This is a genomic window from Blastococcus sp. TML/M2B, assembly GCF_016612865.1.
Taxonomy (GTDB): domain Bacteria; phylum Actinomycetota; class Actinomycetes; order Mycobacteriales; family Geodermatophilaceae; genus Blastococcus.
In genome coordinates, this window is sequence record NZ_JAENZZ010000002.1 from 1,786,929 (window position 1) to 1,799,025 (window position 12,097).

Sequence of the window (12,097 nt, forward strand, 5' to 3'; positions counted from 1 at the left end):
CGCGCCCCAGGGTGCGCCGCCCCGCCGTCCCCCGCCAGGAGAGCGACCGATGACCGCCGCAGCAGAGCCCGGCCTCCACCCGGAGCCCCCCGTCGACCTGCACTCCGCCGCCGCGGAGCAGGCCCACGACATCGCCCTGGCCCGCAAGGACATCCTGCGGATCGCCACCGCCGGCTCGGTCGACGACGGCAAGAGCACGCTGATCGGCCGGCTGCTCTACGACAGCAAGGCCGTCTTCGAGGACCAGTACGAGGCGGTCGAGCGGGCCAGCAAGGGCGACTACGTCGACCTGGCGCTGCTCACCGACGGTCTGCGGGCCGAGCGCGAGCAGGGCATCACCATCGACGTCGCCTACCGCTACTTCTCGACGCCGCGGCGCACCTTCATCCTGGCCGACACCCCGGGGCACGTGCAGTACACGCGCAACATGGTCACCGGCGCCTCGACCGCCGACCTCGCGATCGTGCTGGTCGACGCCCGCAAGGGGATGCTCGAGCAGAGCCGGCGGCACGCCTTCCTCGCCTCGCTGCTGCGGGTGCCGCACCTCGTCGTCGCCGTGAACAAGATGGACCTCGTCGACTGGTCGGAAGCCGCCTACGAGGCGATCCGCGACGAGTTCACCGCCTTCGCCGCGAAGCTGAACATCCCGGACCTGACCGTCGTCCCGATCTCGGCGCTCCAGGGCGACAACGTGGTCACCCGCTCGGCGAACACGCCCTGGTACGAGGGCCCGTCGCTGCTGCACCACCTCGAGCACGTGCACGTGGCCAGCGACCGGAACCTGGTCGACACCCGCTTCCCGGTGCAGTACGTGATCCGCCCGCAGTCCGACGCCCACCACGACTACCGGGGGTACGCCGGCCGGGTCGCCAGCGGCGTGCTGCGCACCGGCGACGAGGTGCAGGTGCTGCCCAGCGGCCTGACGACGACGATCGCCGGCATCGACGGCCCCCGCGGCCCGGTGGACGAGGCGTTCCCGCCGATGTCGGTGACCGTGCGGCTGGCCGACGACCTCGACGTCTCCCGCGGGGACCTCATCTGCCGGCCGGCGAACGCCCCGCACGCCACCCAGGACCTCGACGCGCTGATCTGCTGGATGACCGACGAGCCGCTGCGCCCGCGCCAGCGGCTGGCGGTCAAGCACACGACCCGCTCGGTGCGCGCCATGGTCAAGGACGTCGGCTACCGGCTCGACGTGAACACGCTGCACCGCGACACCGACGCCGTCGAGCTGGGGCTCAACGACATCGGCCGGGTCACGCTGCGCACCACGCAGCCGCTGTTCGTCGACGACTACGCCCGTAACCGGGCGACCGGCCGGTTCATCCTCGTCGACGAGGCCACCAACGCCACCGTCGGCGCGGGGATGCTCGTCGCCCCCTGACCCGTCAGGGCAGAAATGGCCATTTCTGCCCCGGGACGCGACCGGGCCCGGCTCCCCGAGGGGGAGCCGGGCCCGGTGCGTCTGGTCTCAGGCCTGGTCGGTCGGGGCCGGGGCCTCGTCCTTGCCGTTCCAGTCCTTGCCGGCGACGTCGGCGTTCTCCGAAGCGCTGTCGGTCTGCCCGGCGACGGTCTCGATCATCTCCTCGTCGGAGACGCCCTCACCCGCGGCAGAAGTGTTGTTCGACTCGCTCATCGCCGTCCTCCCTCTCGGATCGTGTTCCCCCGGACCCTCCCCGATCACGGACGGCGGCAAACCAGCGCGCCGGTGCCACTCCGCCGTGGAGGTCAGAGCAGGGCGTCGATGGCCTTGTAGACCCGCTGCTCCGAGATCGGCCGCGGGGTGCCGATGCCCTGGGCGAACAGGCCGACGCGGAGCTCCTCGACCATCCAGCGCACCCGCACCACCGGGTCGTCGGGCGCACCGGTGGCCGGCACCTGGGCGCGCAGCTGCTCGTACTCGGCGGTGACCGCCTCGATCTGCGCGGTCCACAGCTGGTCGCGGACGGCGTTGGCCGGCAGCTTCTCCAGCCGGTACGCCATGGCCCGCAGGTACCGGACCAGGTCGGGCAGCCGACGACGGCCGGCCGCGGCGACGAACCCGCGGTGCAGCAGACCGGTCATCTGGCGGCGCAGGTCGGCGACCGCGGCCTCGGGCACCCGCCGGCCGGGCGCGGCCCCGATGGCGACGGCCACCTCGCGCGCCTGGGTCAGCACCGCCTCCACCTTCTGGACGGCGTCGGCGGTCAGCGACGGCAGCTCGCGCTTCGCCGTCGCCACCAGGGCGGCGAACGCCGCCTCGTCCCGCGGCGGCCCGCCGGCGGCGGCGATCAGCTCGTCGGCGGCGGCGTCCACGCAGTCGTCGACCAGCGCGGGGATCTCGCCGTCCGGGTTGAACTGCAGCGCCAGCCGGGTGCGCGGGCCCAGCGTCTTCACCACCTGCTTGGTGGGCGAGCCGGCGACCAGCACCAGCAGCCGCCGCGCCCCGCGCCAGGTGAGCCGGGTGGCCTCGACCTCGGTGGGGACGACGCGGACGCCGACGGTCCCGCCCTCCTCCTCGACCAGCGCCGGGTGGGCGGTCACCAGGTGGTCGCCGCGGCGGACCTCCACGGTCCGCGGCAAGGTGCCGACGTCCCACGTGGTCATCCGGCTGCGCTCGACCGAGGCCGCGGCGGCGGCCAGCGTGGCCCGCGCCTGCGGGGCGACCCGCGCCTTGAGCGCGGCGAGGTCCTTGCCGGTGGCCAGCGGGCGCTGCTGGTCGTCGAGCACGCGGAAGGTCGCCCGCAGGTGGTCGGGCACCTGCTGGGGCTGCCACGCGTCCGGTGGGACGACGACGCCGGCCGCGCGCCGCAGCTCCCGCTCGAGCGCCGGCAGCAGCGGCTCGCCCGGGTCGATGTGCGGCAGGACCGCGCGCACCCGGTCGGGGATCGGCACCAGCGAGCGGCGGGTCTGCTTGGGCAGCGTGCGCAGCAGCGCGGTGACCAGCTCCTCGCGCACGCCCGGCACGGTGAACGCCAGCGACTCCCCCGACGTCCGCTGGGCCACGGCGTCCAGCACACCCAGCGGCACGTCGACGGTGACGCCGTCCTGCGGCGCGCCGGGCGCGAACGCGTACGACAGCGGCAGGGTCAGCCCCTGGGACAACTCCACGGCGTCGGGATAGTCGGTCGGGTCCACCTGCCCGGCGGCCGCGGCGTCGGTGAGCATCGCCGGCGTGAAGGTGAGCAGGTCCGGCGTCCGGTGCCGGGCCTGCTTCCACCACTTGTCGAAGTGCCGGGTGGAGACGACGTCGGCCGGGACGCGCGCGTCGTACAGCTCGAACAGCGTCTCGTCGTCGACGGCGATGTCCCGCCGGCGCGCCCGCTCCTCCAGCTGCGCGACCTGCTCGATCGCGCGCGCGTTCTCCGCCCAGAACCGGTGGTGCGTCGTCCACTCCCCCTGCACCAGCGCGTGCCGGATGAACAGCTCGCGGCTGACTCCCGGGTCGATCGAGCCGTACTGGACCCGCCGGCCGACGACGAGCGGCAGCCCGTAGAGCGTGACCCGCTCGGTGGCGACGACGGAGCCGCGCTTCGCGTCCCAGCGCGGCTCGGAGTACTGCCGCTTCACCAGGTGGTGGGCGAGCTTCTCCACGGTCTCGGGGTCGATCCGCGCGACGGTGCGGGCGAACAGCCGGCTGGTCTCCACCAGCTCGGCGGCGACCACCCAGCGCGGCGGCTTCTTCGCCAGCGGCGTGCCCGGTGCCAGCACGAAGCGGGTGCCCCGGGTGCCCAGGTACTCGCGGCCCGGCCGTCCCGGCTTGCCGTCCCTGGTCTTGGCCGGCTCCGCCTGCATCCCGACGTGCGAGAGCAGCCCGGCCAGCAGCGCGGCGGTGATGCCGCGCTCGTCCGGCTCCGCCGCCGGCTCCCCCAGGGTCATCCCGAGCCGCCGGGCGGTGCCGCGGAGCTGGCCGTGCAGGTCCTGCCACTCGCGGATCCGCAGGTAGTGCAGGAACTCGCGCTTCACCGTCCGCCGGAACTGGTTGCCGCTGAGCTGGTCCTGCTGCTCCTGCAGGTGGCGCCACAGGTTGAGCAGCGCCAGGAAGTCGGAGTTCTCGTCGGCGAAGCGGCGGTGCAGCTCGTCGGCGGCCTGCTGGTGCTCGGTCGGCCGCTCGCGCGGGTCCTGGATGGTGAGGCCGGCCGCGATGACCAGCACCTCCTCCAGCACGCCGCGCCGGTCGGCCTCCACCACCATCCGCGCGATGCGGGGGTCCAGCGGGAGCGCGGCCAGCGAACGGCCGGTCGGCGTCAGCGTGCCGTGCTCGTCGAGCGCCCCGAGCTCCTCGAGCAGGGCCAGGCCGTCGGCGACGGCGCGGCGGTCCGGCGGGTCGACGAACGGGAACTCCTCGACCGCGCCGAGGTCGAGGGCGGCCATCTGCAGCAGCACCGACGCCAGGTTGGTGCGCAGGATCTCCGGGTCGGTGAACTCCGGGCGCGCGTCGAAGTCGTCCTCGCTGTAGAGCCGGATCGCGATGCCCGGGCCCAGCCGACCGCAGCGCCCGGAGCGCTGCCGGGCCGAGGCCTGGCTGACCGCCTCGATCGGCAGCCGCTGCACCTTGGTCCGATGGCTGTACCGCGAGATGCGCGCGGTGCCCGGGTCGATGACGTACCGGATGCCCGGCACGGTCAGCGAGGTCTCGGCGACGTTGGTGGCCAGCACGATCCGCCGTCCCGTGTGCGGGGCGAAGACCTTGTGCTGGTCGGCGGCCGACAGCCGCGAGTACAGCGGGACGATCTCGGTGTACGGCAGCGCCCGCTCGGCCAGCGCGTCCTGGGTGTCCCGGATCTCCCGCTCGCCGGCGAGGAACACCAGGATGTCCCCCGGCCCCTCGGCCACGAGCTCGTCGACGGCGTCGACGATCGCGGTGACCTGGTCGCGCTCGTCGTCGGAGTCCGGGTCGTCCGGGTCGACGACGGGGCGGTAGCGCACCTCGACGGGGTAGGTGCGGCCGCTGACCTCGACGATCGGGGCGCCCTCGAAGTGCGCGGCCACCCGCTCGACGTCGATGGTCGCCGAGGTGATGACCAGCTTCAGGTCCGGGCGCCGCGGCAGGATCTGCGCGAGGTACCCGAGCAGGAAGTCGATGTTGAGGCTCCGCTCGTGGGCCTCGTCCAGGATGATCGTGTCGTATTGGCGCAGCAGCCGGTCGCGCTGGATCTCGGCCAGCAGCACGCCGTCGGTCATGAGCTTGACCAGGGTGTCGTCGGAGACCTGGTCGTTGAAGCGCATCTTGTAGCCGACGGCCTCGCCCAGGGGTGTGCCCAGCTCCTCGGCGATCCGCTCGGCGACGCTGCGCGCGGCGATCCGGCGCGGCTGGGTGTGCCCGATCCGGCCCCGGACGCCGCGGCCGAGCTCGAGGGCGATCTTGGGGAGCTGCGTGGTCTTGCCCGAGCCGGTCTCGCCCGCGACGACGACGACCTGCGCGTCCCACAGCGCCGCGGCGATGTCCTCGCGGCGCGCGCTGACCGGCAGGTCCTCGGGATAGCTGATCACCGGGACGGCGGCCCGGCGCCGCGCGATCCGCTCCTCCGCGGCAACGACGTCGGCGGCGATGCGCGCGCGCTGCTCCTCGCGCCGGGCGGGGTCGCGGGTGGTGCGCAGCCCGTCGAGGCGCCGGCGCAGCCGGTGCTCGTCGGCGAGCGTGAGGCCGGGGAGGCGCGCGCGGAGGTCGTCCTGGGCAGAACTCACCGGGCGCTCGCGTTCCTCTCGGGGGTGTCAGGGGTACCGGCGGCTCGCGCCACCCGAACCCAGGATCCCACTGCCGGGGCGCAGCACCCGTCGTGTCACCAGGATCACCGTGGATGCACCCTGCAACTGGATGCTTGCATCCAACAACTGCTCGTACGCTGGTCGCCGTTCCCCCTCCTGCCGAAGGGCCGCCATGACCAGCGCTGCCGACACCGCCGCGGTGCCGCGCGACCGCACCCTGGACCAGCTCTCCGAGCAGCTGCCCCGTTTCCTGCGGCTGATCTCCGCGGCGAAGGTGCACCTCTCCACCGATCCGCGCGACCGGGCCGCCCTCGTGCTGCTGACCCCGCTGGCCCGCCTCGGCCCGCTGCGCCAGGGCGCGCTCGCCGAGCACGTGCGGGCCGACCCCTCGACGGTCAGCCGGCACGTCGCCGCGCTCGTGGACGAGGGCCTGGTGCGCCGGGTGGCCGACGAGTCCGACGGCCGGGCGACGCAGCTGGTCGTCACCGACGCCGGCACCAGCGCCCTCGAGCAGCTGGGGCGCGACCGCGCCGCCGTCGTCCGGCGGATCACCGCCGGCTGGGCCCCCGACGACCTCGCCACCTTCTCGGCCCTCCTGGGCCGCTTCCTCGACGACCTCGCCGCCGCCCTGCCGGGTGACGCCATCACCCCCGCACCGGGAGACCTGCGATGAGCACCACCTCCGCGACCGACCGGGAGGCCCGCCGCGCCGCCGCGGCCCCCGGCGCCGACGGCTCGTTCAGCCACCGCCAGATCGTCACGATCCTCGTCGGACTCATGGTCGCGATGTTCCTGGCCGCGCTGGACCAGACCGTCGTCTCGACCGCCATCCGCACGATCGCCGACGACCTGCAGGGCTACGACCTGCAGGCCTGGGCGACGACGGCGTTCCTCATCACCTCGACGATCGCCACCCCGCTGTACGGGAAGCTCTCCGACATCTACGGGCCGCGGCCGTTCTACCTGTTCGCGATCGGCATCTTCGTCGTCGGCTCGGTGCTGTGCGGCATGGCCGACACGATGTACCAGCTGGCCGTCTTCCGGGCCGTGCAGGGCATCGGCGCCGGCGGCCTGATGTCGCTGGCCTTCGTCATCATCGGCAGCATCGTCGCGCCGCGGGAGCGCTCGCGGTACCAGGGCTACTTCATGGCCGTCTTCGGCTCCTCGAGCGTGCTCGGGCCGGTCATCGGCGGCTTCTTCGCCGGGCAGGGCACCCTCCTCGGCCTGGACGGCTGGCGCTGGATCTTCTACGTCAACGTCCCCCTGGGCGCGATCGCGTTCGTCACCGTCTGGCGGGTGCTGCACCTGCCGCACCAGCGCCGCGAGCACCGCATCGACTGGCCCGGGGCGCTGGCGCTGATCACCTTCCTGGTGCCGCTGCTCGTCATCGCCGAGCAGGGCCGCACCTGGGGCTGGGTCTCCGGCCGGGCGCTGACCTGCTACGCCATCGGCGCCGTCGGCTTCCTGCTGTTCATGGCCGCCGAGCGCGCCTACCGGGACGACGCCCTGCTGCCGCTGCGCTTGTTCCGCAACCGCACCTTCACCGTGAGCGGGATCGGCTCGGTCGTCATGGGCGCCGGCATGTTCGGCGGGCTGCTGCTGCTCCCCCAGTACCTGCAGATCGTGCACGGCTCCAGCCCCACCGTCGCCGGCCTGCAGATGACGCCGCTGGTCCTGGGCATCATGAGCGGCGGCATCATCTCCGGGATCACGATCTCCAAGACCGGCCGGTACAAGGCGTTCCCGCTGGTCGGCGTCGCGCTGATGGTGGTCGCGCTGCTGTCGCTGTCGGTCGTCGTCGAGGCAGACACCTCGATCTGGCAGATGGTCCCGTTCATGCTGATGATGGGCCTGGGCCTGGGCTTCAACTTCCAGCCGGTCATCCTCGCCGTCCAGAACGCCGTCTCCCCGCGGGAGATCGGGGTGGCCACCTCGTCGGTGACCTTCTTCCGCCAGATCGGCGGCACCATCGGCACCGCGGCCTTCCTGTCGGTCCTGTTCACCCGGCTGCCCACCGACGTCGGCGAGCGGATCGGCGAGGTGGCCCGGGCGAACCCCGACGCCGCCGCGCAGGCGGGTCAGCTCCAGCAGGGCGGGATGGACGGCCTGCTGGCCGACACCACCCGGATCGCCGAGTTCCCGCTGCTGGTGAACCCCTTCCGCGAGGGCTTCACCGACACCATCGACCTGGTGTTCCTCATCGCCGCGGGCGTGGTCGCGATCGGCTTCTTCGTCTTCCTGTTCCTGCCGCAGCTGAAGCTGGCCGACAAGGCCGGGTTCCAGGCCGCCCGGGAGTCCGCCGGGCAGGCGCCCACGGACGAGGACGACGCCGGCGAGCAGGCCGTCGAGGCCGTCGGCGCCGCCGCCCCGACGTCCACCCCGCCGCCGGCCGGCCGCCCCGGGGGCAGCTCCTCCACCTGACCGACGCCGCCACGAGGGCGGGGTATCCGGGCATCCGACGTCACCGCGGAGCCCCGGTACCCCGCCCTTGCGCTTCCGTCGCACACTGACCTCATGGCCGCTTCGTCGCTCATCCTGTCCCGGCGGGACCTCGAGTTCCTGCTGCACGAGTGGCTGGACGTCGAGGGGCTGACGAAGCGGGAGCGGTTCGCCGAGCACTCGCGCGAGACGTTCGACGCCGTCCTGGAGCTCGCGGAGCGGATCGCCACCGAGCACTTCGCGCCGCACAACCGGCTGGCCGACGAGAACGAGCCGCACGTCGTCGACGGCCGGGTCGTGCTGGTGCCGGAGGTCGCGCGGGCACTGGCGGTGTTCGGCGAGGCCGGGCTGATGGCCGGCACGTTCGACGAGGAGTTCGGCGGCATGCAGCTGCCGCAGACCGTCGGGCAGGCCGTGCTCGCCTGGTTCCTGGCCGCGAACGTCGGCACGTCGGGCTACCCGTTCCTCACGATGGCCAACGCGCGGCTGCTGCTCGCGCACGGCAGCCGGGAGCAGATCGACACCTTCGTCGGGCCCATGGTCGAGGGCCGCTGGTTCGGCACGATGGCCCTGTCGGAGCCGCAGGCCGGCTCCTCGCTGGCCGACATCACCACCCGCGCCGAGCGGCAGGACGACGGCACGTACCGGCTGACCGGCAACAAGATGTGGATCTCCGGCGGCGACCACGAGCTGACCGAGAACATCGTCCACCTGGTGCTGGCCAAGGTCCCGGGCGGCCCGGCCGGCGTGAAGGGCATCTCGCTGTTCGTCGTCCCCAAGTTCCTGGTCGGGGACGACGGGTCGCTCGGCGAGCGCAACGACGTCGTCCTGGCCGGGCTCAACCACAAGATGGGCTACCGCGGGACGACGAACACGCTGCTGAACTTCGGCGAGGGCGTGCACACCCCGGGCGGGCGGCCCGGCGCGGTCGGCTACCTCGTGGGCGAGGAGAACCGCGGCCTGGCCGCCATGTTCCACATGATGAACGAGGCGCGGATCGGGGTCGGGATGGGCGCGAGCGCCCTCGGCTGCACCGGCTACCTGCACGCGCTCGAGTACGCCCGCACCCGCACCCAGGGCCGGCCCCCGGCGGCGAAGGACCCGGCCTCGCCGATGGTGCCGATCATCGAGCACCCCGACGTCCGCCGGATGCTGCTGGCCGCCAAGAGCTACGCCGAGGGCGGCCTGGCGCTGGGCCTCTACTGCGCCCGCCTGGTCGACGAGGAGCAGACCGCCGGCAGCCCCGAGGAGCGCGACCGCGCCCACCTGCTGCTGGACACGCTCACCCCGATCGCCAAGGCGTGGCCCTCGCAGTGGGGCCCGGTCGCCAACGACCTCGCCATCCAGGTGCACGGCGGCTACGGCTACACCCGCGACTACCCGGTCGAGCAGTTCTACCGGGACAACCGGCTCAACCCCATCCACGAGGGCACGCAGGGCATCCAGGCCCTGGACCTGCTCGGCCGCAAGGTCGTGCTCCAGGGCGGTGCCGGGCTGCGGCTGCTCGCGGAGTCGATCACGGCGACGACGGCGCGCGCCGCCGGCACCGAGTGGGCGGGCTTCGCCGCGGACCTCGACGCCGCGGTCGCCCGGCTGGGCGCGGTCACCGCGACGCTCTGGGGCACCGGGGACCCGGACCTCGCCCTGGCCAACGCGCACGTCTACCTCGAGGCGGCCGGGCACGTCGTCGTCGCCTGGCTGTGGCTCGAGCAGGCACTGGCCACGGGCGACGGCACCGACGCCTTCTACGACGGCAAGCGGGCCGCGGCCCGCTACTTCTGGCGCTGGGAGCTCCCGAAGACCGGCCCGCAATTCGACCTGCTGGAGTCGCTGGACCGCACCGTCCTGGACGTCGACCCCGCCGTCCTCTGACCCCACCCGGACTTTATGTACCGAAAGTCCGGAAGGGCCCGGGACTTTCGGTACCGAAAGTCCCCCCGGGCAGCAGAACGCCCCGCCGGCTCCGGGGGAGCGGGCGGGGCGCCGGGCGTTCGGGTGTCAGGCGGCTCGCGCCGCGCCGACCGGCTCGGGAGCGGCGTGCCGGGCACCGGAGGTGCGCTCGTCGCGCTCCCGCTCGTAGCGGGCGGTGGACTGGGTGCCCATCGCGATCACCAGGGCCGTCAGCACCAGGAAACCGATCAGCGTCACGGCCGGCCACATCACCATGTTTGTTGTTCTCCCCCAAGTTCCAGCCGCCGTCGGGACAGGGACGGCGGCACGTCGTCGGAGCCCTCTGTCCCCCGTCCCGACCGATTCCAATCCTCGAGTTGTGCACCTCACCTGACGGAGTGTGACCAGGGTCATCCCGGGGCCTCCCGCCACGGGCGGACGACGGCGCTGGGGTGCGTGGTCTGATCGGGAGGTGTCCGACGTCGCGCCGCCCCGCCCCCGCGCGGGTTCGGCCGCCACCGTCGCCCTGGTGCTCGGCCTCTCCCTGGTCGTCACCGTGCTGTCGCTGCTGCAGAGCCTCGTCGTGCCCGTGCTCGACCGGATCGGCGAGCAGCTCGACGTCTCCCCGGGCGCCGCGGGCTGGGTGCTGACCGCCAACCTGCTGGCGGCGGCCGTCCTCACGCCGGTGCTGGGCCGGCTCGGCGACCTCAGGGGCGAGCGGCCGGTGATCATCGGCATCCTCGTCACGGTCGCCGCGGGCACGGTGCTGGCGATCGCCACCGAGTCGCTGCCGCTGCTGCTCCTGGCCCGCGTGCTGCAGGGCGCCTCGTACGGGCTGTTCCCCCTGTCGATCAGCGTGCTGCGCCGCGAGCTGCCCGAGCGCCGGCTGGGGACGGCGATGTCCGTGGTGAGCAGCACCCTCGGCGTCGGCGGCGTGGCCGGGCTGGTCGCGACCGGCCTGCTCGCCGGCGACGGCACCGACTACCGCCGCCCGTTCTGGATCGGGCTGGTCATCACGCTGGCCGCCCTCGTCCTGGCGGTGCGGCTGCTGCCCCGCCGGACCGCCACCGCCTCCGGGGGCGTCGACTGGTGGGGTGCCGCCGTCCTGGGCGCGGGGCTGTCGCTGCTGCTGCTGTTCGTCTCGCAGGGCAACGCGTGGGGCTGGTCATCGGCCGCCACGCTGGGCTGCCTGGCGGGCTCGGTCGTCGTCCTGAGCGGGTGGGCGGTGCTGCAGCGGCGGCTGGCCGAGCCGCTGGTCCGCCCCGCCATGCTGGCCGACCGGCGCACGATCGTGCCGAACGTCGTCGGCATGCTCACCGGCGTCGCGATGTTCGCCTCGTTCCTCGCCGTCCTCCAGTACGTGCAGAGCCCGACGGCGGTCACCGGCTACGGCTTCGACGCCTCGGTGCTCGAGGCGACGGTGGTCTACCTGCTGCCCGGCGGGATCGTCGGCGTGCTGCTCGCGCCGTTCGCCGGCTCCGTGGTGACCCGCTTCGGCGGCCTGCCGACGCTCGTCGTCGGGTGGACGGTCGGGCTGGCCGGGTTCGTGCTGCTCACCTGGTTCCGCAGCCAGTCGTGGGCGGTCATCGCCGCGGGCCTGCTCACGCAGGTGGCGGTCACCGTCGCCTACGCCGCCCTCCCCTCGCTCGTCGTGCAGGCCGTGCACGAGGACGAGACGGGCGTGGCCAACGCGATCAACTCGATCGCCCGCTCGGTCGGGCAGGCGCTCGGCAGCGCCCTGGCGGTCACGATCATCGCCGCCCACCTCGACGCCGCCACCGGCCTCCCCCGCGACGTCGCCTTCACCCTCGTGGGCGCCATCGGCATGGGCGCCGCCGTCGCGATCCTGGTCGCCGCCCTGCTGGGCCTGCGGGCCGACCGCCGCGCCGCCCGGCCGCGGCGCCCCGACCCGCTCGCCGCGGTCGAGGAGGCCACCGCCGGGGCGGGCGAGTGGTCGCCGGTGTCCGGCCTGCGCTGATCTCCGTTCGGCAACGGCGCGCGGGCCGGTGGCATGGAACCGGACGGTCCGGGGCACCTCCCTCCCTGATCGAGGGCTCCGCGCCTTCCCCGTCCCGGAGGA

General features: G+C 73.7%; 8 protein-coding genes. 5 read left to right on the forward strand and 3 right to left on the reverse strand.

The window, feature by feature from the left end; translation table 11 throughout:
- Nucleotides 1–49 precede the first annotated feature (49 nt).
- Nucleotides 50–1,384 carry a sulfate adenylyltransferase subunit 1 gene (locus tag JKP75_RS17210; protein ID WP_242471210.1) on the forward strand — a complete coding sequence of 445 codons (1,335 nt, stop codon included), beginning with the start codon at nucleotides 50–52 and terminating at the stop codon, nucleotides 1,382–1,384.
- Nucleotides 1,385–1,471: 87 nt separating this feature from the next.
- Here the strand turns inward: JKP75_RS17210 and JKP75_RS17215 are convergent, their stop codons facing one another.
- Nucleotides 1,472–1,636 carry a hypothetical protein gene (locus JKP75_RS17215; protein WP_200490058.1) on the reverse strand — a complete coding sequence of 55 codons (165 nt, stop codon included), beginning with the start codon at nucleotides 1,634–1,636 and terminating at the stop codon, nucleotides 1,472–1,474.
- 92 nt (nucleotides 1,637–1,728) lie between these two features.
- Entirely contained in the window at nucleotides 1,729–5,667 is a 3,939-nt protein-coding gene (hrpA, locus tag JKP75_RS17220; RefSeq protein ID WP_200490057.1) for an ATP-dependent RNA helicase HrpA, read from the reverse strand.
- Nucleotides 5,668–5,860: 193 nt separating this feature from the next.
- Here hrpA and JKP75_RS17225 point away from each other — a divergent pair, with 193 nt between their 5' ends.
- The 3 genes from JKP75_RS17225 (at nucleotide 5,861) to JKP75_RS17235 (ending at nucleotide 9,999) form a co-directional block, all read left to right on the forward strand.
- The gene (locus JKP75_RS17225) at nucleotides 5,861–6,361 is read left to right on the forward strand and encodes a MarR family winged helix-turn-helix transcriptional regulator (protein ID WP_200490056.1); all 501 of its coding nucleotides are present in this window, start codon (nucleotides 5,861–5,863) and stop codon (nucleotides 6,359–6,361) included.
- Nucleotides 6,358–8,109 (forward strand): MDR family MFS transporter, encoded by a 1,752-nt coding sequence (locus tag JKP75_RS17230; protein WP_200490055.1) that lies wholly within the window; start codon nucleotides 6,358–6,360, stop codon nucleotides 8,107–8,109. The genes JKP75_RS17225 and JKP75_RS17230 overlap by 4 nt, the downstream gene beginning before the upstream one ends.
- 93 nt (nucleotides 8,110–8,202) lie before the next feature.
- On the forward strand, nucleotides 8,203–9,999 hold the full coding sequence (locus JKP75_RS17235; protein WP_200490054.1) for an acyl-CoA dehydrogenase: 1,797 nt from the start codon (nucleotides 8,203–8,205) through the stop codon (nucleotides 9,997–9,999).
- Between the two features lie 126 nt (nucleotides 10,000–10,125).
- On the opposite strand, the gene JKP75_RS17240 is transcribed toward JKP75_RS17235, so the two are convergent.
- On the reverse strand, nucleotides 10,126–10,275 hold the full coding sequence (locus JKP75_RS17240; RefSeq protein WP_200491437.1) for a hypothetical protein: 150 nt from the start codon (nucleotides 10,273–10,275) through the stop codon (nucleotides 10,126–10,128).
- A gap of 214 nt (nucleotides 10,276–10,489) precedes the next feature.
- Here JKP75_RS17240 and JKP75_RS17245 point away from each other — a divergent pair, with 214 nt between their 5' ends.
- On the forward strand, nucleotides 10,490–11,995 hold the full coding sequence (locus tag JKP75_RS17245; protein WP_200490053.1) for an MFS transporter: 1,506 nt from the start codon (nucleotides 10,490–10,492) through the stop codon (nucleotides 11,993–11,995).
- Nucleotides 11,996–12,097 lie beyond the last annotated feature (102 nt).